The organism is Leptospira bourretii (assembly GCF_004770145.1).
In the GTDB taxonomy this organism is placed as follows: Bacteria; Spirochaetota; Leptospiria; order Leptospirales; family Leptospiraceae; genus Leptospira_A; species Leptospira_A bourretii.
Genome location: NZ_RQFW01000001.1, coordinates 226,626 through 247,661, shown reverse-complemented (window position 1 = coordinate 247,661; position 21,036 = coordinate 226,626). Strand labels below are relative to the sequence as shown.

23 protein-coding genes are annotated in these 21,036 nt (G+C 38.6%); 5 read left to right on the top strand and 18 right to left on the bottom strand.

Going from position 1 to position 21,036, the window contains the following annotated elements; genetic code table 11:
• Positions 1 to 12 precede the first annotated feature (12 nt).
• Genes EHQ47_RS01215 through EHQ47_RS01195 form a run of 5 tightly spaced genes read right to left on the bottom strand, consistent with a single transcriptional unit; the run spans position 13 to position 5,471 of the window.
• Positions 13 to 1,587 carry a hypothetical protein gene (locus EHQ47_RS01215; protein ID WP_244290165.1) on the bottom strand — a complete coding sequence of 525 codons (1,575 nt, stop codon included), beginning with the start codon at positions 1,585 to 1,587 and terminating at the stop codon, positions 13 to 15.
• Complete coding sequence (locus EHQ47_RS01210; protein WP_135749865.1) at positions 1,560 to 2,282, bottom strand: glycosyltransferase; 723 nt, start codon at positions 2,280 to 2,282, stop codon at positions 1,560 to 1,562. Before EHQ47_RS01210 ends, EHQ47_RS01215 begins: the two co-directional genes overlap by 28 nt.
• A 1-nt stretch (position 2,283) precedes the next feature.
• Positions 2,284 to 3,324: an NAD-dependent epimerase/dehydratase family protein gene (locus EHQ47_RS01205; RefSeq protein ID WP_135749866.1), complete on the bottom strand. Its 1,041-nt coding sequence runs from the start codon at positions 3,322 to 3,324 to the stop codon at positions 2,284 to 2,286.
• Positions 3,314 to 4,789 (bottom strand): nucleotidyltransferase family protein, encoded by a 1,476-nt coding sequence (locus EHQ47_RS01200; protein WP_135776382.1) that lies wholly within the window; start codon positions 4,787 to 4,789, stop codon positions 3,314 to 3,316. Before EHQ47_RS01200 ends, EHQ47_RS01205 begins: the two co-directional genes overlap by 11 nt.
• 34 nt (positions 4,790 to 4,823) lie before the next feature.
• On the bottom strand, positions 4,824 to 5,471 hold the full coding sequence (locus EHQ47_RS01195; protein WP_135776381.1) for a hypothetical protein: 648 nt from the start codon (positions 5,469 to 5,471) through the stop codon (positions 4,824 to 4,826).
• 138 nt (positions 5,472 to 5,609) lie between these two features.
• Here EHQ47_RS01195 and EHQ47_RS01190 point away from each other — a divergent pair, with 138 nt between their 5' ends.
• On the top strand, positions 5,610 to 6,983 hold the full coding sequence (locus tag EHQ47_RS01190) for a peptidase MA family protein (protein WP_135776392.1): 1,374 nt from the start codon (positions 5,610 to 5,612) through the stop codon (positions 6,981 to 6,983).
• Here EHQ47_RS01190 and EHQ47_RS01185 read toward each other — a convergent pair.
• From EHQ47_RS01185 to speE, 11 genes are all read right to left on the bottom strand, one after another.
• A complete protein-coding gene (locus tag EHQ47_RS01185) occupies positions 6,937 to 7,998 on the bottom strand; it encodes a DUF1574 domain-containing protein (RefSeq protein ID WP_135749869.1) in 1,062 nt (353 codons plus the stop codon). The two genes, EHQ47_RS01190 and EHQ47_RS01185, sit on opposite strands and share 47 nt — an antisense overlap.
• Before the next feature lie 84 nt (positions 7,999 to 8,082).
• Complete coding sequence (locus EHQ47_RS01180) at positions 8,083 to 8,445, bottom strand: PLU-1-like domain protein (protein WP_100719635.1); 363 nt, start codon at positions 8,443 to 8,445, stop codon at positions 8,083 to 8,085.
• A 58-nt stretch (positions 8,446 to 8,503) separates the two neighbouring features.
• On the bottom strand, positions 8,504 to 8,959 hold the full coding sequence (locus EHQ47_RS01175) for an SRPBCC family protein (protein ID WP_135776380.1): 456 nt from the start codon (positions 8,957 to 8,959) through the stop codon (positions 8,504 to 8,506).
• 99 nt (positions 8,960 to 9,058) lie between these two features.
• Positions 9,059 to 10,372: an SAM-dependent methyltransferase gene (locus tag EHQ47_RS01170; RefSeq protein WP_135776379.1), complete on the bottom strand. Its 1,314-nt coding sequence runs from the start codon at positions 10,370 to 10,372 to the stop codon at positions 9,059 to 9,061.
• The gene (locus EHQ47_RS01165) at positions 10,329 to 11,129 is read right to left on the bottom strand and encodes a DUF1365 domain-containing protein (RefSeq protein WP_135776391.1); all 801 of its coding nucleotides are present in this window, start codon (positions 11,127 to 11,129) and stop codon (positions 10,329 to 10,331) included. Before EHQ47_RS01165 ends, EHQ47_RS01170 begins: the two co-directional genes overlap by 44 nt.
• A gap of 8 nt (positions 11,130 to 11,137) precedes the next feature.
• The gene (locus EHQ47_RS01160) at positions 11,138 to 12,409 is read right to left on the bottom strand and encodes an NAD(P)/FAD-dependent oxidoreductase (protein ID WP_135776378.1); all 1,272 of its coding nucleotides are present in this window, start codon (positions 12,407 to 12,409) and stop codon (positions 11,138 to 11,140) included.
• Between the two features lie 27 nt (positions 12,410 to 12,436).
• Positions 12,437 to 13,264, bottom strand: a complete 828-nt coding sequence (gene pyrF / locus EHQ47_RS01155; protein WP_135776377.1) for an orotidine-5'-phosphate decarboxylase — start codon at positions 13,262 to 13,264, stop codon at positions 12,437 to 12,439.
• Positions 13,261 to 14,130, bottom strand: a complete 870-nt coding sequence (locus tag EHQ47_RS01150; protein ID WP_135749873.1) for a hypothetical protein — start codon at positions 14,128 to 14,130, stop codon at positions 13,261 to 13,263. The genes pyrF and EHQ47_RS01150 overlap by 4 nt, the downstream gene beginning before the upstream one ends.
• On the bottom strand, positions 14,127 to 14,852 hold the full coding sequence (locus tag EHQ47_RS01145; RefSeq protein WP_135749874.1) for a hypothetical protein: 726 nt from the start codon (positions 14,850 to 14,852) through the stop codon (positions 14,127 to 14,129). Before EHQ47_RS01145 ends, EHQ47_RS01150 begins: the two co-directional genes overlap by 4 nt.
• On the bottom strand, positions 14,842 to 16,098 hold the full coding sequence (locus EHQ47_RS01140; protein WP_135776376.1) for a hypothetical protein: 1,257 nt from the start codon (positions 16,096 to 16,098) through the stop codon (positions 14,842 to 14,844). The genes EHQ47_RS01145 and EHQ47_RS01140 overlap by 11 nt, the downstream gene beginning before the upstream one ends.
• Positions 16,099 to 16,104: 6 nt before the next feature.
• On the bottom strand, positions 16,105 to 16,950 hold the full coding sequence (gene speE / locus EHQ47_RS01135) for a polyamine aminopropyltransferase (RefSeq protein WP_004787861.1): 846 nt from the start codon (positions 16,948 to 16,950) through the stop codon (positions 16,105 to 16,107).
• Positions 16,951 to 17,091: 141 nt separating this feature from the next.
• Between speE and EHQ47_RS01125 the strand changes: the two genes are divergently transcribed.
• Both EHQ47_RS01125 and EHQ47_RS01120 read left to right on the top strand, forming a co-directional pair.
• Complete coding sequence (locus EHQ47_RS01125) at positions 17,092 to 17,532, top strand: hypothetical protein (protein ID WP_135749877.1); 441 nt, start codon at positions 17,092 to 17,094, stop codon at positions 17,530 to 17,532.
• An 83-nt stretch (positions 17,533 to 17,615) separates the two neighbouring features.
• On the top strand, positions 17,616 to 18,005 hold the full coding sequence (locus tag EHQ47_RS01120; RefSeq protein ID WP_135749878.1) for a DUF302 domain-containing protein: 390 nt from the start codon (positions 17,616 to 17,618) through the stop codon (positions 18,003 to 18,005).
• A gap of 181 nt (positions 18,006 to 18,186) precedes the next feature.
• Here the strand turns inward: EHQ47_RS01120 and EHQ47_RS01115 are convergent, their stop codons facing one another.
• Entirely contained in the window at positions 18,187 to 18,597 is a 411-nt protein-coding gene (locus EHQ47_RS01115; RefSeq protein WP_135749442.1) for a hypothetical protein, read from the bottom strand.
• A 304-nt stretch (positions 18,598 to 18,901) separates the two neighbouring features.
• Here EHQ47_RS01115 and EHQ47_RS01110 point away from each other — a divergent pair, with 304 nt between their 5' ends.
• Together EHQ47_RS01110 and EHQ47_RS01105 are read left to right on the top strand one after the other, a co-directional pair.
• On the top strand, positions 18,902 to 19,255 hold the full coding sequence (locus tag EHQ47_RS01110) for an antibiotic biosynthesis monooxygenase family protein (RefSeq protein WP_135749441.1): 354 nt from the start codon (positions 18,902 to 18,904) through the stop codon (positions 19,253 to 19,255).
• Positions 19,255 to 20,100 carry an RNA polymerase sigma factor gene (locus EHQ47_RS01105; RefSeq protein ID WP_135776375.1) on the top strand — a complete coding sequence of 282 codons (846 nt, stop codon included), beginning with the start codon at positions 19,255 to 19,257 and terminating at the stop codon, positions 20,098 to 20,100. The genes EHQ47_RS01110 and EHQ47_RS01105 overlap by 1 nt, the downstream gene beginning before the upstream one ends.
• A gap of 30 nt (positions 20,101 to 20,130) precedes the next feature.
• On the opposite strand, the gene EHQ47_RS01100 is transcribed toward EHQ47_RS01105, so the two are convergent.
• On the bottom strand, positions 20,131 to 20,970 hold the full coding sequence (locus tag EHQ47_RS01100; RefSeq protein ID WP_135776390.1) for a DMT family transporter: 840 nt from the start codon (positions 20,968 to 20,970) through the stop codon (positions 20,131 to 20,133).
• Between the last annotated feature and the right edge of the window lie 66 nt (positions 20,971 to 21,036).

Below are 21,036 nucleotides of genomic sequence, written 5' to 3'. Positions count from 1 at the left end.
CAGACTAAGAATTTAATTTTGAGTATTTATTTTTGGGATTTTTGACTCTAAAGAATTAGAAAAAATAGAACTATAAAAAAGAGCACCTTCGTATGTTAAATGGTGCGGATCAAAAAAATAACGAACGTCACTTACAACTTCAGTATGATCGATTAAAGTCTGGCCACGGAGTTCTAAATGTGATTTTAAATTTAAAATCCAATCTTTTCTCCATTGCGAATTTTTATAAAACGAAAATTCAATTGGATTCTCAGGACTCAAAATCAATACAAACGGGATTTTGTTTTTGTAAAGATAATCAGATAATTCAAGAATTCGATTGAATTCCAACCAAGGCTCAAATGCTACAGAGTTTACAGTTTTTTTGGCTTCACGAACTTTGTGTAATCTCCATAATTCATTTCTAGATTCAGCATTGTGGATCATCCGCTCAAAATAATCAGCTTTAAATTCCTCAACAGACATTTTTTGATACCTGGCTTCATCCCAATAATTGTCGCGAGAATAAGATCTATTTTCTATCTCTTGTGGCCTGCAGAAAAAATGAGCCAGTCGGACACCAACAAACTCATCCTTCCCGTAACGAATTAAATTTACTTCTTTTGCAGTAGGTAATTGAGAAATTACTTGAATTTGTACATCGCTCCATTGTTTCGATTGATCAATTAATGAATCCCAATCTAGATCATTCCACCCTGATTGCTGGAATGTCTTTTCTACTTCATGAGCAGGTACTTGATTGCCTAATGAAATTTTATGATTGAAAAAGCGGAATTTTATTTTTGTATTTGGTTTTTCGAAATAAATAGACTCTTTCTTCTTTTTTTCCGGGCATGCTAACGTTGCGGTCTCTTTCGTCCATCCTTTCGACCAGATACCCTCAATAGGTTTTTCTCCCTGATACAAGTGATATTTTCTTCCAGTTCTAAAATGATTATCGATATATACGAGAATCGGATCCCAAAAGAATATTCGAAATCTACTTACGTAAAACAAAGATTTAGTAGTTAGTTTGGAAATTGTTTTCCTGGGTAACTTTGCCCAATAGTCGGTTAGATATTCGCTAGGATAGATGATTTTCGCTGGATATCTATCTCCATATTGAGATACCCAAATATCTTCCTTGAATTCAAATTTTCCATCGTTAGGTTCTAAGTACTCCCATTGTAAATCTGCAAAATTATGTAAATAAACCACTAAATCGGGATGAGATTTGAGAAGGTTTTCTTTATAATAAAAAAGATCCGTGGGGGCCATTGCCACATGAGAAAAAAAAGAATATTTTGTTTTTGTTATATCATTTTTGTTTAATTCATCCGGCAGAACAGAATAGAGAGCAACAGAACTTCCAGTGATGATGGTTCTATGTTTATCTTTTGTGGACTGCAGCTCCTTTGTTTTGTGTATAAAGTTATACCAAGGAGAAGAATCCCATTCTGTTTCATTGGGGAATAGAAAGTAGAGATCAAAAAAAAGAACTCTATCTAATAAAAAAATCCCACCAAGTAAACCACAGGTGAGAAGAAACACTCTCCATTTCAATCCGAAACGAGATTGTTTTACGGATATTGAGGGATCAGTTTCCATTTTCTTAATAATAGTTTTTTAGCAAATTGGATAGCAAGTTTCAAAACTTTGCGATTGAAACTACTGTTTGAAAAAACATAACGGATAGGTAATTCTTTTATAGATCCATCATTATTGGCAACAATGGAAAGAGCTTCCATATGGAAATCAAAGGCAATTGATTCCAAAGGATAAGCTGCAATTTTCTGAAACATAGGTTTTGAATACCTTCTGTATCCACTTGTACAATCTCGTAAGTTAGCTCCAAATAAATTGAAGATTCCTTTGGACAAACAGTAATTCATTACCTTAGCAGCAAGCCAGGAAATAAACTTTCGATACAAAGGAACATTGACTGTTGAAGTTCTGGAACCAATGACCAAGTCACATATAGGGAAAGATTGAAATTCTTTCAAATAACCAGCGTCATGCGACAATCCGGCGTCCATTGTAATGACCCAATCATATCCCTTTTCTACCGCATATTTCATACCGTCTTGGATTCCCTTGGGAATATGGGTATTTTTTTCATGACGAATCACATGAAGGCGTTTGCCAAATTCCTTCTGCAATTTGGCTAAAATAGTCGGTGTAGCATCCTTACTTGCATCATCCGTCACGGAAACATCCGCGTAAACAATGGCACCTCGAATCACTTCTTCAATGGTTTCGGCTTCATTGTATGCAGGGATGATGACTAAAGTTTTGTTTGACATTCTACTTTCCAGAAATATTGAAAACGTCCTTGTTCGCGTCGATCCACTTGAGAAGTCGAGTGACTCCTTCTTTTGGAAGAATTTTTGGATTAAAACCGAATTTTTTTGCTTCAGTAATATCACAAATAAAGTAACGCATGTCACCTGGTCTTTCTACTTCAAAAAGTATTTCTTGTTTTTTACCAAGAATTTCACCAATCAAATGGATACATTCTAATAGTGAAATTTTATGAGGGCTTGCACCACCAATATTATAAACACCAGGGATCGGATTTTTAAAAAACTCTAAATAAGATTTTGCACCATCTTCTGCATGTAAAATATCACGAGTTTGTTTTCCCGTTCCAAAAATACGAAGTGGTAGGCCAAACACAGAACGAATCGCAAAATTTGCGACCCAACCATGGTCTTCTCCACCAAACTGACGTTCACCATAAATCCCAGTAAATCGGAAACTTGCTGCCTTTACACCATACATATCGGTATAGGAGCGTACATAATGTTCAGCACTCATTTTCGAAGCATGAAGAGGAGAAATTTGACCCACCATAGTTGGCTGTGTCACAGGGATTTCTACTGGATTTCTTTCGTAAGAAGTTTTTCCTTCCGTCAAACTATCGTTAATTGAATTTCCATACACATGGATGGAAGAAGTATTCACGACTGGAATTTTATGTTTTCTTGCCGCTTCCATAACATTAAATGTTCCGATCACGTTGGTTGAAAAATCAAGTTCAGGATCTTCCCAAGAAATGGTCATAGCTGGTTGTGCGGCTGTATGGATGATATAATCACAATCTGCAGAACGATCCATAAGATGTTCTAAATTTCGAATGTCACCTTTTACCATCGTGACACCAATAGACTTCAAATAATTCCAGTTATAATCACGAGTGGCGTCAGATCCATAACCTGTGCGTTTTAATTCATATTTTGTCATGTTGTCAAAACTAACAACATCCCAACCTTCTTTACGGAATAATTCACAAACATGGGATCCCAAAAATCCGCATCCGCCTGTTACCAATACTTTATTCGCCATCGCGATCTTCTCCTAGGTAAAACTTTTTAGATAAAATTAATTTCATTATATGTATGGAATCAGAAATCATATCACGTAATCGATATTCCACTTGCCCTACTGGTTTAAAATAAGAGACAGGGATTTCAATACAACGCATATGTGACCTTACAATATCGATCATCAGTTCCACAATAAACTTACGATCTTCAACAACAAGTTGTGGTTTCACTCGTTCATAAGATTCTCGCCAAACAGAAAAAAACTGGCAATCCACATCGGTAAATCGAGGTTCTTGTCCCCACCAAAACACTTCCACCAATTTTCCCATCAGTAAATTTACCAAACGATAAAGAGGTTTTAAGTTCGAACCTTGTTCGATCATCTGTCTTGTGGTGCGAGTTCCAATCACCATATCCGAATCTTTCATGTATTCGAGTAGTTTTGGAAAGTCTTTGGACCTAAAAGATCCATCAGGCGAAACAACAACAATGATATCACCTGTTGCGTATTCAATTCCCCTTCTTACTTGTTCTCCAAGTCTTGTGGGATCCCCATCACCAGGGAAGGTGTAGGTTTTTACTTTCTCTTTTTTACTGAGAGCCAAGGTCTCATCAGTAGATTCATTATCTATGACAATAATTTCGTTGAATTTGTCTTTAAAATCAACAATCACATCCGTGATAGATCTTTCATTGTTATTAGTTGGGATTACCAAACTGGTTTTAAACTTATGAAATAAGTCATTCCTTACTTCATATACTGCATGATAATAATCTTGCATGGAGTTGATGTTGAAGTATTCGCAACTGAGCATGGTTGCATATACTCCTCCTTTGGACTCCTTCGCCATTTTATCTATGACATCCGTGATTTCGATTACACCTGACTTTTGTGATGCGGGAGTTTTTTTAAAAAACTCAAAATATTCGGGAGTAAAAAAATAACTACCCAATCCTAAAAGTTCATTGGGAGGATTTTCAGGTTTTTCAACTAAATTTAGAATTTTATCATTCTCTAATACAACCGAATAATTTTTGCGAATTCTTGAAAGTAAGGATGTTTTGACTATCCCAATAGAAGCCGCCATATTGGGATGTTTCTTTAAAACTTTTAAAAAGATATCATGGTCCGTTCGATAATAGAATTCATCCCCAAGGATTGTTAGAAAAGGTTCATGAATGGATTTTTCAAGACTTGCCACATCGGAAGCTAACCCTTTCTCAGTCCAATTGACTGGTTCAATGACCACTTTGGGCAAAACAGATCGGATGTGCTCAATCTCTGCAATGATTTGTTCTTTGAGGTGGCCAACGAGTACATAGACCTTTTCTATTCCAAAGGTCTTCACCATAAGTTCCACATTTCGATGGAGGATGGACTTTCCTTCAATGACGAAGAGAGGTTTTGGTATGAAGCTGGTTCGGGGATATGCTCGGGTTCCTTTTCCGGCAGCCGCAATGACCCCAATTCTGATCTTTTTCAATGTAAAAGGAAAGTCCCTGAAATGGACTAGAGGGTCAATTAGAAAAGGTTCGTTTCCATCGGTAGAATTGCAAACCAGGTTGGGAACGATATCCCTGGAAGGGCTCCCAAATCCGCTTAGAAGGATTCCAGGACTTTTCTGGGTCTTTGCCACCAAGTCCATTCAGATGGAAGCCCCAAATGCCTTCTGTCGTGATTTGAGGTGCATCAAAACGAATGGCCACCGGATCCCCAGGGTGGTGGTCCAAAACATAGGGCATCGGCACATCTTTCCAAGTTCCAAGCAAAGACTCAGAAAGCACGAGAGGGCCTGGTCCAAAAGGTCCCAGCCGAAATTCCAGGTGGTCGCAATCAAACCGCCTGAGGAGGGCCATTTTTTTTCCCCAAATTTCTGTGGCTCGGATCTGGCAGGCTTCTGGGACAAGAATGAGGTCCTGGCCATCCCGGGTCACTTTTCCTACAAATAAAACCTCTTCCCAACCACGGGATTTTTGGAATCTTAGCTCCTGCGCATTGTAAAAAGAGTTTCCCTTCTCCGTAAAAATCTCTATTCCTAGGATTAGGTAGCCATTTTCCGTAGAGAGCCTTTCGGAAAAATAAAGACCGTCAAGTGACTTTGCAAAGTTTGGATTCGTCCAAAAGAATATCAGGGAGAAAAGGCCTGCTACTAGGAATTTATGCATTTAAAACGACTGATCCTTTTTCCTTTCTTCCTTTTAACATCATTCGCATTTAATTGCAATCCACTCAATCCACAAATAGAAAAAAATAACGATCTGGTTTTGCTTCTGGGAGCCTATTCTCTGTTGGGAAGTAACTGTGTGAATGGTCCCGATCTCTGGGCTAGGAATTTAATCACACAATCAAGTGTTTGTGTTCCTGTTGATTTGGTTAGTTCAGGCACCAATGTAGAAGTTTACAAAGAAAGGTCCCTATTTGTAAATTACGACTTATTAAAATTTGCCAACGATTTTGATACAATTACTTATCCTGCACTCATCAATACCTTTGGTGCACCAAGTGATATCGATGGAGATGGAAAAGTAAAAATCCTCGTGATGGACATTCGTGATGGTGCCACAGCAAACAGTGCTTATGTGGCAGGATATTTTGACCCTATCAATTATTTTCCAGACAATGTATTTTCTAGGGTTAGGTCCAATTATGCAGAAGTATTGTATTTAGATGGCAAGGAACTAATTGCCGCTCTCACTCGTGATCCCAATGCTTTTGCATCAACAGCCGCTCACGAATTCCAACATTTACTCCGTTATCCAAGAATGCGTGCCTTAAACCAAACCGATGAACTGTGGATCAACGAAGGAACTAGTGAAGTCGCCAGTGACATTGCAGGTTATGGGCCTCAAACCAGTCGATTGGATTGTTATTCAGGAGTAAATGATTCTCGTTGTTCCGATGGGATCAACGGTGTTTCCCTTTTAGATTGGGACAGTAGTAGTTCCGATGTTTTAAAACAATATTCTTTTGCTTATGTATTTATGCGTTATCTCTATGATATCTCTGGGACAAGTGACCCACAAAGACAAAACTTCTTTAGAGAAACTGTGATCGGGACTTCTGGCACAAGGGCCAACTCAACTGGGAATTTAATGAATTTATTTAGAAATACAACGTTTGCTCCCAATTTTGATGCCTCTTTACTCGGCAACCAGAACTCAGATGTATTCTTTCGTGTTTTTGCACTTCTTACGGCACAAAGTTATCAACTTGTCGATCTTACTTCCGTACAGCAGGTAACGAGTGATGGTGCAGCTCCCACTAACATTAACTTATCGACTGCTCTGGCAAGATACCCCTTACCCACAAACCTTGCCAGGATTGTTACAAATCCTGTCACACCCACAACCTACAAAACCACAATCAAACAAGGTTCAGCAAATTTTTATACTACATCTACGGGGACACCAGTCATTCCGGGAAGTACAAGAAAGAACTATGGAAGGGTGACTGCGGCAACCACAAAAGGGATTTTCTTTTGGGCTGACTCACCCTCCGGGTTTAGTTCCAACATGAAGTATGTGCAAACAAACGAAGAAGGAACCACTCTCACGATTCCTAAAAAACCAAGATCCCTTAAATCAGTAATTGAATCCTCAACAGGGCCTATTCCTATTTGCGGAATTGAGTTTACAGATGATCTGGTTCGTACTTCCGAAAGTATTCCAATAGAATAGAACGCATTAGACTTCGGTAACAATCTTTTGCTACATGGCCTCCATCTGCGAACGCATTACAGGTGTAAGATGGATCGTTTTTAAGTTTTAAAATTGAAAAGTTTCGACTTGTTGTGATTTGATCGATTTCTTTTTCCCAAGTTTTGACTAATGTTTCTTTTTCCATCAAAGTTTCAAAATCGGGTGACGAAAGAGGCCAAATAATGACTGTTTTGATATTTTCCTCTTTCAAACGATCCAAAATCTTTTCATAAAACCCAAATTGCATTGGGCTACGAACATAAGAAGCAAATAACCAATCCAAAGTTCTATGACTTGTCATTTGTAAGGAATTTGAATCTTTCTCCATATAATTATCAATTGGAGAAAGTCCGTTTCCGTTATGACTCAGAATGTAATCATAAGTTGCCTTATGCATTCCGATGGCATTGTCCAAATATGGATTTTTATAATTTTTCCACATTTGGTCTATATAGGGTTTATAAGTTCCTACTGCAAAAAGTTTACGACCTAAATAAAAAGAAACATGGTCTTTGCCAAACAAACCAAGATTGGACAGAACATATGATAAATCAAAACTATAAGTGAGGTTAGAACTTTTGAATACGGAATTTTGGTTAAACTGATTTGGATCCGTTTCCATGATGACCAAGTCAGGTTTGATCCCGGCATCTAGTATCTTTGTCAGTTGAAAATCGTAATACGCTGGCGTTGTGACTGCTGAGGAAAGATTATAAATCTCCCAGTCTGGATAAAACGAAACCAATTCATCGTGATCAAAATAAAGAAGGCGAGAGGATCCCAAAATGATCATGATTTTTTTTGTTTTTGGGGAACCAACTCCCGGTTTTTCGGCGATTAGTTTTTCCAAAAAGTCTGATTTTGCTTTATAGTTAACTGCCGTTAAATCAATCTTGGTAATGGTTTGAATATAGGGGATTCGAAATATAGAATCTACCAAAAACAAAAATAATAAAAGAATAACCGGGTAAAAAAGGAACCGCGCCTTGAGCATATCTGAAAGGAGAAAGGAAATGGATTTAATTGTAAAGCGAATTGAGATACCTCCCCCGAGCTTTCAGCCGAGGGAGAGGAAAGTTTAAGCGACTTGTGTGCGAGCGAGTTTACGTTTCTTTTTCAGATTGACAAACCAATCATCCGCGTTGCGAACATGGCTTACCAATTTTTTTACATATTCCCTGTTTTCAGGATTTAAAATCTCACGCGCTTCTTGGATAATTTCTTCCACCGTTTTTACATGAAAGGTAAAATAACTAGTGAAGAGTTCGTAATACTCTCTATCAGTATTTTCCCAATCCTTTGACTGAATGTCTGCGTAAAATTCAGATAACTGTGGTATGTCGATCTCAGGTGTCGCATCAAAATGATTGTTCATCATAGCGATCCGGTCAGTTATATCAGTTAATTTCTGGAAATACGTTTCCAATTCGGGATATTCCATCTTCCAGCCCTCCTTAACAACCCTTACTTTTACCAGGATTTTAGAAAGGCCTTGGAGATCAAGATTTTTTAAAAAATTTTGTGATGTCTGGGTTTTGTTTTAAGAAGTCTTTTAAATGAACCGCTTGTCCATCCCAAGCCTCTTTGGCTCCTTCAATCCAAACATCGGAACCTTCTCCATCCGGGAAACCCCCGTTAACAATGGTTAATTGGGACAAATCTGGTCCTTTAGATTCAAATAATAATTGTAAATAAATTGCACCTGTTGGATCAGCAGGATGGTCTTTCCATTCCATCACCAGTTCTTTTAATGGTTCAATTTTTTTATAAATGCCATGAGTGGTGAAATCACCTTCGAGTCCTAATTTCCAAGTCCATGAGAAGTCCCCACCCACTTTTGGTCTTCCCCTTACCTCATCTGCCAACCAATGGACTAACACTTCATAGACGGTAACACCCGACCACAATCGTTCTATTGGTTCATCAAAGGTAAATACAGACTTTGTTTCTCTCATAGACAGAGTAGTAAAGAGAACGGTTTTCCTTGGCAAGATGTTTTTTGGAGGACAACTACCGACAGGTTCCCCCTACCGGTAGTCAGGTTTAGTACGAATTTAGAGATTCAGATTGTTTGGCCTTACATAAACTGATTGTACAACACTGATGTTTCGCATCTGAAAAGCCGCTGCACAATAAGCCAAATAATATCTCCATTTTCTAATAAAAGTTTCGCTATACCCTTGGTTTCTTACCTCTGCCAGGTTCTCTTCAAAGGCCTTTAACCAAAGTCTAAGTGTCTTCGCATAACTTAGTCCCATATCTTCCAAGTGAAATAAATACATATCTCCTGTGCGATTGATGGCTTGGTTCATACGACCAATCGATGGTAATAACGAACCAGGGAAAATATGTTTCTGAATGAAATCGATTCCGTTTTTGAATGAAGTAAACCTAGAGTCAGGACAAGTGATGACTTGTAAGGCCATAATTCCTTCTTTTGTCAAAAGGTCTTGGCACTTTTGAAAGAAGGTTTCGTAATATGCATCACCTACTGCTTCTAACATTTCTACAGATACAATTTTAGTAAATTGACCTTCAATCTTTCGGTAGTCTTCAATTCGAATTTCGATTTTGTCAGAAAGTCCTTCTTTTTGGATTCTTTCTTTGGCATAAACATACTGTTCTTCTGACAAGGTAACGGTTGTCACACGGCATCCGTAATTTTTTGCCGCATGAATGGATAAAAATCCCCAACCACTTCCAATTTCCAAAAGATGATCTGCAGGATTTAGTTTTAACTTTTGGCAAAGTTTATCCACTTTTCTTGTTTGGGCTTCTTCCAAACTATCTTCCAAAGATTCAAAATAAGCAGAACTATAGGTCATAGAAGGATCAAGAAACAATTTATAAAATTTGTTCCCTAAATCATAATGTTCTACGATATTCTTTTTACTTCCGGTTAGGGTGTTTTTCCTCAGGAAATGCAGGAATTTATTGCCTAAATTGAATAAATCTAAGTGAAAAAGTTTCTTTTTAGCACCGGAAAGACTGGGACTATCATCCACATTCAAAATAAACCAAGAGATTACATTTTCAATGGAATCGGTTTCCCAATCTCCCGTTAAGTAAGATTCTGAAAATCCAATATCACCATATAACACTGATTTCTTGAAAAAAACTGGGTTTTTTACGTGGATCAATGCCGAATGAAATTTTGGCTCAAAAGAAGAACTTACATCTCCAATGATTACTTGTTCTCCATTGGGGAAGATCATCCGAAGGGATCCTCGTTTCATGGAACTCATGGCTTTCAAAAATATTTTCCTATAAATGGGAAATTGTTCTAATGTAGACTTGTTCTTTAATTCGGTAAAAAGTTTTGAATCAATCGTGTCTTGTAAGAGGGACTGGTTCTGTGATTTTTCCAAGGGGAACTCCTGTTTGTTTCTCTAAGTTTTGGTGTTTCTGAATGTACGGAATTTTTTTGATCCAAAGTTTGAACGCTTGCCAATGAATCAATGTTATTATTTTGACGGTGATGAATGGAAATTGGGTAAAAAGTTTTAATAAGTATTTTGATCGGAATGGAATTTTTTTTCCAAGAAAGGATGTGGTTAAAATTCGTTTTCCATTTTCGAAAGAGTCGACACCAATCTGCAATTGATCATTAGGTAAGTTCAATCGAAACTCAAATTCGGAATCTAAACTGATAAAAGGAGAGACATAAAAATTCTTTGGTTCTCGGATATAAACTTCAGGATCAGCAATGGTTCCTTTTGCTTGTTTAAAATAACCAACGTAAGGTTTGATTTCCCCAAAGGTATTCCCCACTTCTGCAATGGATACTAGTGGTTCCCCGTTCGTATCATAACAAAAATAAAAACTGACCGGATTAAAAACATATCCTAGAACCCGAAGGTTGGTGAGAAGAAATATCTTTCCAATATCCTTAACACCCGAAGCCTCTAAAAACGACTTAACGTTTTCATAAACTGTTCCTTTTTCAAATTGGATATGGTCTTTATCATAAAAGGAAAACAAGTTAAAACGGTTCCTGGAAAACCAAACACTCTTGTGGGCCAAGTGGTCTATTTCCGAAAGATCCAAATAAAAATTGAAAATCCGATATTGGAATTTGTTTGGTTTTGGAGCGGTACGTGCATGGAACACGTCCGCTTCGTACATACAAGAGTTTAAGTCCATGGGTCCCTTTTTAGTATGCTACGTGAAACATTCACGGCTGATAAAAATCCATCTTCATGAAATCCATACCGAAAGTATGCACCCGCATAATAAATTGGACCTGATTCGTTTAACTCAAACAATCGATTTTGTCCAAGAGAAGCTTCCACAGAAAACAGTGGATGTTCATAATCGATTTTTTTTATGATTTTATCTTTTGCCACACGATCCGGATCATTGATGGTCACAAAATAATTTTGTTTTTTGGAAACATTTTGCAAACGATTCATCCAATAGATTGTATATGGATTTAGTTTTCCCTTTTCCCCTTCGACGATTTTATAATTCCAACTGGACCAACAAGAAGCTAGTTTTGGCATATCACTTGCATCTGTATGTAAAGTGGCAGTGTTGTGTTGGTACTTGTAAAGTGGGAGAAGTTCTGACTCCAATTTGGTAGGATTTCCTAACATTTTCGCAGAAATATGGCCATGAGTGGCAAGTAAAACCTTATCAAAAATTTCCTTCTTCCCTTCACCAAACACAAGCTCTACTTTCCCATCATCCGTTCGGTTCACCTGTTTGACGGGAGAATTCAAACGAAACCTGTCTTGGATCGGTGGGACGATACGTTTGATATACTCATGAGACCCACCGTCCACCGTATACCATTGGTGTTGCGTGTTCAGCCCTAAAAATCCATGGTGATAAAAAAATCGAATGAGGGACTTAGCGGGAAATTCTAACATCAAATCGGGAGGGGTCGACCAAACCGCTGAACTCATCGGGATTAAATAGAAGTTTAAAATGTCTTTTCCATACCCGAATGTTTCCATGTACCGACCCAGGTTCCAATCATCATACTTTGGATCGTCTAAAATCTTTGGAGCGGATTTGTTAAACCGATCGATCTCCAGTAACATCTTCAAATACCGAGGTCGAAATAGATTTTTTTTCTGAGCAAATAATCCCGAAAGACCAGAACCACAAAACTCTAATTTGGTGGGATCATGTTGGACACTAAATGACATATCCGATTTTTTTGTCGGAACATTTAATGTTTGGAAAAGTCTAAGAAGGTTGGGATAAGTCACATGATTGAAGACAATGAATCCCGTATCAATGGGAATGTTTACCCCATCTTCTTTCACCATCACCGTATTCGTATGACCTCCGATATAATCGGCACTGTCAAAAATAGTTAAATCAAAATCATTTTTTAAAAAATATGCGGAGCCAAGACCTGCGATCCCTGTTCCAACAATAGCTAAAGTTTCTTTCACTAGTTTCCCTTTTTGGTCATTAGACCATTAGAGAAAGAGTTGGTTCATTTCTTTATGCACTTCCTCCGCTTTCTTTTGTGCAACTTGTCCGTAATTTTCCTCTAAGGAACTAAGAGTGATCCCTCTTGATGAATTGATGAGAGAACGATTCCCCGATGCTTTCACAATGGATTTTAAATCCCCCCCTTGGGCACCAAACCCCGGGATGAGAAAATACATATTTGGGTGACGGGTTCGTAACGATTGAATCTCAGAAGGATGGGTTCCCCCCACAACAAGTCCGATTTGGTTTGGATATTCCTCTCCAAGCCTTGCCATTTGGTCACTTACCTCTTCGTATAAGTAGAGATCCTTACCCAAAAGTTTTTGTTTTTGGAAGTCTTGTGAACTAGGGTTTGATGTGAGTCCGAGAACAAAAATATATCCACCCAGATCCAAATATGGGACGAGACTATCTCGGCCCATGTATGGATTTACAGTCAGAGCATCCACTCCCAATGTTTCAAAAAAATACTTAGCATACTCTTTGGATGTATTGGCAAGATCACCTCGTTTGGCATCCATCACAATGGGGACTTCTGGAGATACATCCTTCATCACACGCACCATATGTTCTAAAGCAAAATATCCTTCGGCCCCTAACCTTTCAAAAAAAGCGACATTGGGTTTCCAAGCAGCTGCATAGGAATTTGTATAACGGATAATGGTTTCAGTAAAATGGACAAGAGGGGCTTTTGATTCCAAACTAACCTTTGGTAACTTTTCCAATTCGGGATCGAGACCAATGCAAAGAAGAGACCGCAAAGTATCTCTACGAGAATTGAATTTTTGAATGAAATTAGACCTTGGGTTCACTTGGGTTCCTTCATTTGGATCTTCTGTTTTCGTTTTTCTATTTCCTTGTCAATGTCTCGTTTTTTATAACGACCATAAATATGACCAGGAATGACAGCCACTGCCGTGATGGGATTGGCTACCACATCCCCGATGGCTCCTCCTACGTATGTTGCATAGGCAGGAGTGAGCAATTCATAAGAGGAATCTAACTGTTCTTTGTCATTTTTTTCTGCAAAATAATTGAGGGCATCATCAGAAGCACGGGCTTCATGATACAAGGCACCAACCACAGGGATGGCATAAACGATGGCATAAAGTGTTCTTTTTTCTCTTTGTGCAAAGTCTTTGGCATGACCACCTTCATGGATGACAACAGGAGGCAGATCCGAATACACATTGATTGTGTTTGTAAAGGAATTGTAGTGATCCCCACCGATCGTTCCCGCAAACAAACGACCAGGTAAAAAAGTATAAGCCAATAATGAAATGGATCCAAAAAAATAACGAACGAGTGGGTTTATATTTTTATTTTTGGGGAGTCGTTTCCATTCTGAAAGTGGAGCGTATTGGTTGAAACGAACTTTAACATCTCGTAAATTATTTTCTTTGATATAACGAATCAAATACTCTTTGGTTTCTTTAGAGATATGATGGTTGTCAGCCTTTCGATTCCAAAGAACCAGTTTGGAAGGAAGAGAAAAAATCCAATTCCCTGTTTGGTCCAAAATCCAAATCGGTTCCCCTTCTTCAAATTGTGGGTCGTCTTCAGTAAATTCAGGGCTTGGTAAATATGGGTTTCCATAGTTGTATGGTTTTTCTAATGAATAACAGTGAGAAAGGTTAAATCCCAACCACAGAAGGATGATCAAAACTTGGAACCTCATAAACTATCCATAATTTCCTTTAGTTTAGGATCCACTGGTTCTTGTTTGGTGGGAGTTGTTTTGGGTTTTACTGGCGGTGGTTCTGGGATTGGTTCCACTTGAGAATTTTGATTAAACCCTGAAACAAGTTCCAACTTCGTAAAAAATTCGGTCAATGAATTTCTTCCCAGTTGGTTTAGTTGGTCTTCCCGATTCCCTCTAAATCCATTGTAAGGAACATACCATAACAACGGAACCACTGTTAGTATACTTCCTGTTAAATAACAATTGGTCACACGCGAATCAATTTCATCATAGAAGGAAAATGTTTCTTCCGAAGCCCCAAGAATTTGAATCCTTGCCTTCATCTTCACAAAACTTAAGTTTTTGGAACATCTATCTAAAGATACAAGTTGGTATTCATCAATAAAAATCTTTCCACCCCGATCAAGAAGCAAGGGGAAACGATTTCCGCGGATGGAAAGTTCCTTCCGAATTAAATAAGAAAGTGGTCCATATTCATTGGGAAGTCCTTCGGGGTTTGCAAAATACCCATCGTAAACACCCATCTTCATTCGATTTTCATCTTTCACAAAAATTTCAATATGATCCATTTTTTTGACATAGTCAAAAGCAATTTCTTGAGGGAAAGGTCTGTACACCCGAAGCGAAATCCCACATCCATATCCCAAAAAAGAAACCAGGAAAAAGATGAAAAGATGAAACCTTAACTTAAAAAACATAAGTATACCCAAAGTAAAAATTCGAAATTAAGTAACTTCTGGAAGGACGTTTGTCCCGACCATCCGCTTCATAAAATGCAGAACTCAAATAATAATCTCGAACTCCCGATACAAAGGACTCTTCATTCAAAGCACGAATTCCAGGTGCATAAGATTCATTTGTTCTCCAGATGTATTGGATGATTTGAAATCCGATATTGAATTTATGATGGTCTAACGGTTGCCAGTTGGCCTGCGCCAACAAATCAAGTCCAACAATAGTGGTTTGTAATGGTTTTTCCGAAAACAAAGAATAGGCTTCCTCTCTAGTCGTGACACCTTCCGCAAACCGTGGTACACCACCCGTTTGGGTTAAGATGTCTCTTCGGTATTGGAGTCTACCCATAGGAGTAAAAAACATTTCTCCTCCCAATTCATAAGAAAAACCTTCACCCAGTTTATGATAAAATCGAAATCCCGTACTTGGTGCAAGGTAACGCATTGAATCTCGCATGATCCCTGTTTGTCCCAAAGTTTGGGAATTAAAAACAGAATTTGTATGAAAGGAACCCGCTCTTAATCCAAAATCCCAGCTATATCCAATATTTTTGTATAAATCTTCATAAATTTTCAAAACTAACTTGTGTTCTGCGCTATACAGTCGATCAGCATGGAAAGCGGATTGGTTTCCACCTAGATATCCTAATGAAATAAAATCGTTTGTTGTTTGGAATTGGAAATAAACATATTCCATCCCCCACTTAGCAGATTTGTGTTTGTATACCACTCGTGGTGAAAAGGAAGCAGAACCTTGGTTTTTTTCTAAATCATACTGGTAGGGAAGAGTTCGAATATTTTGATAACCAATCTGCGACCGGGGATAATACGGAGTCCCCGCTTGAAAAGCAATACGACCATCATCCAAGGCCCATTCTTTTCCCGATGAAAAAGCCCCAATTTGCCCTAAAACACGAAATCCAATCTCCCATGTTCCTTGACGGAATCCCAGAGAACCCTCGTTAGTTGCCGGTACGTTAGAAGTAGCCGGATAAGCATTCTCTGCTTTGTCCCGATTTTGGAACTGTTCAGACCGAAGCCGTTTCACTTTCGAACGAAGTTCTTCTGCTTTTTTTGGATACCCACGTTCGTCATAAGATTCCGCCTCTAATTCTAATTTCGTTGCTTTTGTTTCCTGGGCCCAAAGAACGTAAGGCCCAGATAAAGAAAAAACAAAAGAGAGGAAAAAGAAGGCAGGAATCTTTTTCACAAAGTTTTATCCTTTTCGTTTGATATACGCTTTTGCAAATTCAGGAAGAACAAAAGCCGCTTTGTGAATTTCAGGACTGTAATATTTGAGGCCTTTAGGAACTCGTTTTGGATCTGGTGTTACCGAATAAGGATCAATCGCATTCGATAAAAAAGTAAACCCAATGATTCCAGAAGGATAAGTAGGAATGGTTGTGTAATAATATCCATACTCAGGAAAAATTTTAGGAATAAAATCAAAGAGGGATGAGATCACATCGCCATGATACCAAAAAGATTCTGCTTGTGTAGCAATGATTCCTGTTGGTTTTAAGGCACTTGCCATATCTCGAAAAAACGGCTCTTTGAATAAAACTTCCGCAGGACCTACCGGATCACTTGAATCCACAAGGATTACATCAAAACGACCTTTGTTGTCACGAGCAAATTTAGCTCCGTCATCATAATGGTGAATTACCTTAGGGTCTTTCATTGCGTCAGCACATTCAGGAAAATATTTATAACTAATATCCACAACTGCTTTGTCAATCTCGCATAACACAACTTCTTTGACAGATGGGTGTTTTAAAACCTCACGAACGGTTCCCCCGTCTCCCCCACCGATCACAAGGACAGATTCCGGATTTGGATGGCTCATCATAGGGATATGGGCAATCATTTCATGATAAGAATGTTCATCTTTGTTAGTAACCATTGTTACACCATCAAGTGTAAACATTCGTCCAAAGGATTGTGTTTCAAAAATATCGATTTTTTGGAACGGAGATTGTAGGCTTTCGATTGTTTTTGTTACCCGGTAACTGACCGCACGCCCTTTTTCTAATTCCAATTTTTCGGTATACCAAATCTCCATTGATTTCTCCTAAGGTTTCTCTCTTTAAACCAGATTTGTTATGGGAATAAAGAGGTGTAGTTTTTTTTAAACTTTCTTTGTTTATAAACAATGAAAAATTCAACTTGGCGAGAACTGGGTGTTTCGGTTCCATTGCCTTGTATGCAGAAATATTCCCGTGTTTTTTACCTACTTGGTTTTTTATCCATGCCACTTTTCATTTTATTACTTGTGTTTGGTTATATTAAAATCAACGAAATGGTTAGCCAAGAAATCCACTGGGGCCACAACAAATCCTTTGCTTTTGGACAAGCCTCCAGAGAAGGAAAACTCATCCTCCTTGCTGTTACCAAATCCCGATGCGAAATCTTACAGGGTTTGGAATGCGGCGAAGGGAAACCAGACCTTGGCACTTATGTTCTCCTCAACTACACCCCAAGGGAACAAGAGTTCCAAACTCTGATTTTGGATGACAGATTTGCTTCTCTAAAAACAGAACCTCTCCCTCAATACTTTCTCCTCAATGCCTCTGGGGAAATCCGTCATATCTCAAAACAACTTCCGAGCGTGGAAGAAATGCAAAAACTTCCTAAAAAAGAATGATCTTTTTTTTGCATTAAGTAAAATTCTCTTGCAAGTTCCTTAATCCCATATACCCTATGGGGTATAGACCCAGCGGAGGATTTATGTTAGGACTCACCGTTCACAGAAAAAAAAATTTTGAAGATACCATCACAGATACAACCGAAGCCCTAAAAAAAGAAGGTTTCGGAGTTCTTACCACTATCGATGTCAAAAACACTCTCAAAGAAAAAATCGGCGTAGATTTCAAACGTTACACCATCCTTGGAGCATGTAACCCTGGTTTTGCGCACAAAGCCCTCCAAACCGCTGATGAAATTGGACTTTTGTTGCCATGCAACGTAGTCGTCACTGAAGAAAAAAATGGTGAAACCAAAGTCTCCATCTTCGACCCTATGACCATGACCAAACTGGTCCAAAATCCTGAACTCGAAAAAATTGCAAGAGAAGTCCAAGAAAAACTAATCCAAGTCATCCACCACTTACATGAATGATTTTGAAGTTTTGGTAAACTTTGCGGGCGCCTCGCCAACGGAAATCAATTTTCACATACTGTCCATTAGGCGATCCCGCTGTCCGCTCCAATCTTTCGCTTTGCGAAAGGATTTCCGCTACCATCGGTGGCGCGGGGGAGTTTCATCTTAACAACAAAACTCCATTTGTAACAAAACTTTTTTACTTACAAAATGTCGGAGGGTTTTGTTTGGCACTCTTAACACGAGTATAACAAACAGTAGATCCTTGTGTGGTCATTCCAAATAAATTCAAAGGGCCACCCACCGGATATTGTGCAGTTGATGCAGGACCTTCTGACCAATCGATATTGTAATTTCCTTCACTTTGTTTGATAAGTAACCCTTTCACAACAGAGCTATTACTTTTGTAACAAGACTTGATATCCCGGTTGTTGCTAATGACAAGCCAAGCTGTGGCACTCGGGCTAGGGTTTGTTGCGCAATTATTTGTTAAAATCCAATTTCCCTCTAAGATCGTCCTTGAATCTTCAAGGGTCGTTTTATCACCCGACTTACAATGAAAAACGGTAATAGATACTGCCAACGCCAAGATGAAACTAATTTTTTTCACACTTTCTCCTCTTGTAGAAATATATTATTTCTACAAGAGGATAGTAAAAACTAGAAAACTAGAGGTTTGTCAAACAGAAATGTGAAAATTTCAGTCTATTTTTGTTAGGTTTTGATACCCTTTGGAGGATTTTTTCCAATGACAAATCGTTCAGATAGGATAAAGGTTTTGTTATTTATTAATCCATGAGAAGGAAATTACACAAGGGAACTTCTAGAAGTTTTTTTCCCCAGTTCTGTCACAACTCTCCTTTTTTTGTGTATCCATTATAGAGGTCGAAACCCTCACAAAGGAGACACAGATCATGTTAGAAAGTTTAAAAAACCAAGGCCAAGACTTACTGACCTTAGAAAGTTTACCACAATCAACGGCAATCGAAATCGCCATCATTGAATGTGCAGCTGAGGATACAGAAAAATATCACCAGATGCGGAAACAAATGTTACCACTTTTGCAAAACCAACCGGGTTTTTTGGCATGGCGAGCGTTCCGGTCCAAAACCAGAGAAGGAATTCTTTTGGATCTTTTGTACTGGGAGAATGTAGAAGATTGCCATAAGGCAGGTGAGACACTTCAGAACTCAGAAACAGGAAAAGAATTTTTCGCCTTGATGAAACAGACTTTGGTCTTTGAAATGTTTGAACGGCAATCACTCTAATGAAAACAAGTAGTGAAGAAGAACTAAACCTCATCGAAAGGGCACGGACGGGAGACCGCCGTGCTTTGGAATCTTTACTTTCCAAAGTCCAATCTTGGATTTATAATGTCATTCGTCGTATTTTGTTAAATCCACAAGAAGCAGAAGATCATACCCAAGAAGTGCTACTGAAAATTGCAACGAACCTTGCTGCATACGATCCAACACGAGCCAGCTTTAAAACGTGGGCTTATCGGATTTCCGTAAATCACGCGTTAAATGGGAAAAGAGGACGTTTAGAAGAAATAACAACTGGTTTTTCTGATTATGCAAATGAATTAGAAAAAATGCCAAATTTAGAAATTCCGGCAAACGAACTATTTAGTCCAGAAAACTTAGTTTTAATAGAAGAAGCAAAGGCTTCTTGCACTTTGGGGATGTTACTTTGTTTGGACCGAGAACAACGGACCGCACTCATTCTTGCCGACTTAATGGGACTAAGTGATCGTGAAAGTTCGGAATTATTAGATATTTCGAATGAAGCTTTTCGCAAACGTTTGAGTCGAGCCAGAAAAGATCTCTATACATTTATGGATGATAAATGTGGACTCATAAATGAAAAAAATCCCTGTCGTTGTTCCAAAAAAATGAAAAGTTTTCAAAACAATGGTTGGATCGATCCGACGAATCCTCGTTTTTCTATGCCACTCGTTCGCCGCCTAAAAGAACAGGTGAAAGAACTACATTGCGAATACGAAGATTTCAAAAGACTTGAATACCAAGAAATATTTCGAGACCATCCTTTTTTTGAAACACCTCCCCAAATTTTGGAAGAGTTATTGGAAAAATACAGTCCAAAAATATAAGTTTAAACATCTAGGAAAGGAGGAGAATTCTTAAATCAATTTCTCCTCTTCTTTTTTCCCACTCTCCGCTTGTTTTCGAAACACTTCTAAAATCGCACAAAAAAGAATCACACCACCACCTAACCAAAGCCTATTGGGAGGGACCTCCCCTAAAAAATACCAGGCCGCCAAACTTCCGTAAATGGGGCTTAGCGTAGACAAAGTCCCTGCGGTTGTGACAGACAAATTGGACAAACTACGAATCCAAATGGTATGAGCCAGGGAAGTGAAGACTCCTGCAAGAACCACTTGGAATACAAGGTATTTGGGTTCCGCGAGCATCACAAAAAGACCATCAGCAAAAGGAAGCAGGACAAGGCTTGTGGCAATCAGTTGGGTAAAAAGAATCTGGGAACTTGGATAGTGCACATGCATTTCTTTTGTGAGCAAATTGCGAATGGCATAAAGGACTGCCGAAACCACTCCCCAAACAACTCCTTGGAACATTTGGTTGTCCCAAGATAGATCAGGTACAATTAAAAAAAGTCCAAAAAAAGAGAAACAAGCGATGAAGAAGGCAAAGGGGTCGGGGCGTTTTCCACCAAACAATGGTTCTAAAATAGCAGAAAACACGGGATAGGTGAAAAGTGACAACATCCCCACAGCCACAGTGGAAACCTGGATGGAATGAAAATAGGTCACCCAATGCAGTGCAAAAAGAATTCCGATTCCAAAAACCGATAAAAAGTCCTTAAAACTCCGGTAAGAGACGGACTTACCACGAAGCCAAAAAAACAAACCAAGGATAAGAACAGAAAAAAGGGCTCTACCGGAGATGATCGTGACTGCAGGGAATGGAAGGAGTTTGGCAAACAAAGTGACGTTCCCCATAATGAGGATCGTCAAATTGAGTTCTAAAACAGATCGTAAAAAGGTAGGAGAAGAAGACTTCACTTC

Bases quoted from the DNA above. Each gene is read 5' to 3' on its own strand.
- EHQ47_RS01165 (WP_135776391.1), bottom strand. From the start codon at position 11,129: ATGTACGAAGCGGACGTGTTCCATGCACGTACCGCTCCAAAACCAAAC.
- speE (WP_004787861.1), bottom strand. From the start codon at position 16,950: ATGGAGATTTGGTATACCGAAAAATTGGAATTAGAAAAAGGGCGTGCG.
- EHQ47_RS01185 (WP_135749869.1), bottom strand. From the start codon at position 7,998: ATGCTCAAGGCGCGGTTCCTTTTTTACCCGGTTATTCTTTTATTATTT.
- EHQ47_RS01180 (WP_100719635.1), bottom strand. From the start codon at position 8,445: ATGGAATATCCCGAATTGGAAACGTATTTCCAGAAATTAACTGATATA.
- EHQ47_RS01110 (WP_135749441.1), top strand. From the start codon at position 18,902: ATGTTAGAAAGTTTAAAAAACCAAGGCCAAGACTTACTGACCTTAGAA.
- EHQ47_RS01205 (WP_135749866.1), bottom strand. From the start codon at position 3,324: ATGGCGAATAAAGTATTGGTAACAGGCGGATGCGGATTTTTGGGATCC.
- EHQ47_RS01215 (WP_244290165.1), bottom strand. From the start codon at position 1,587: ATGGAAACTGATCCCTCAATATCCGTAAAACAATCTCGTTTCGGATTG.
- EHQ47_RS01195 (WP_135776381.1), bottom strand. From the start codon at position 5,471: ATGCATAAATTCCTAGTAGCAGGCCTTTTCTCCCTGATATTCTTTTGG.
- EHQ47_RS01175 (WP_135776380.1), bottom strand. From the start codon at position 8,959: ATGAGAGAAACAAAGTCTGTATTTACCTTTGATGAACCAATAGAACGA.
- EHQ47_RS01120 (WP_135749878.1), top strand. From the start codon at position 17,616: ATGTTAGGACTCACCGTTCACAGAAAAAAAAATTTTGAAGATACCATC.
- EHQ47_RS01125 (WP_135749877.1), top strand. From the start codon at position 17,092: ATGCAGAAATATTCCCGTGTTTTTTACCTACTTGGTTTTTTATCCATG.
- EHQ47_RS01210 (WP_135749865.1), bottom strand. From the start codon at position 2,282: ATGTCAAACAAAACTTTAGTCATCATCCCTGCATACAATGAAGCCGAA.
- EHQ47_RS01105 (WP_135776375.1), top strand. From the start codon at position 19,255: ATGAAAACAAGTAGTGAAGAAGAACTAAACCTCATCGAAAGGGCACGG.
- EHQ47_RS01100 (WP_135776390.1), bottom strand. From the start codon at position 20,970: ATGGGGAACGTCACTTTGTTTGCCAAACTCCTTCCATTCCCTGCAGTC.
- EHQ47_RS01145 (WP_135749874.1), bottom strand. From the start codon at position 14,852: ATGTTTTTTAAGTTAAGGTTTCATCTTTTCATCTTTTTCCTGGTTTCT.
- EHQ47_RS01150 (WP_135749873.1), bottom strand. From the start codon at position 14,130: ATGAGGTTCCAAGTTTTGATCATCCTTCTGTGGTTGGGATTTAACCTT.